General features: G+C 46.4%; 1 protein-coding gene and 1 pseudogene. Both read left to right on the top strand.

Going from position 1 to position 412, the window contains the following annotated elements; translation table 11 throughout:
• A partial coding sequence (locus HC176_RS16950; protein WP_167920184.1) for a GNAT family N-acetyltransferase occupies window positions 1-213 on the top strand: 213 nt, incomplete at its 5' end.
• A pseudogene (locus HC176_RS16945) lies at window positions 213-412 on the top strand (MATE family efflux transporter); the annotation flags it as partial. The gene HC176_RS16950 and the pseudogene HC176_RS16945, both read left to right, overlap by 1 nt.

The following is a 412-nucleotide window of genomic DNA, read 5'->3' as shown; positions in this document are numbered from 1 at the left end:
GAATGGGGCAGCGGCAATGGTAGAAAACTCATGGATTTTGCTGAAGCTTTTGCCAAAGAACACGGTTATGTTTCGGTGAGGTTGGATACCTTCAGCAAGAACGAGCGAAATCAGAGGTTTTATGAAGCCCGGGGCTATAAAAGACTCGGGAATATCTATTTTCCAAAGCAAAGCGAGCATCCGTTCTACTGCTATGAAAAAGTGCTGCAGTAATGGCAGTAGTCAATTTTAAAAACATCAACAGACTGGCGGTTCCGGCTATTTTTGCCGGAATTGCCGAACCCCTCATCTCCCTTACCGACATTGCCATTATAGGGAATGTGGAACAGGATCCAGTTGAAGCCCTTGCGGCAGCAGGAATTGTGGGTTCTTTTCTTTCGGCCATAATTTGGATCGTGGCGCAGACCAAAAC

It is taken from the genome of Tamlana crocina (assembly GCF_012037625.1).
Note: the sequence above shows the minus strand (reverse complement) of the source record. Positions and strands in the feature narration are given on the sequence as shown.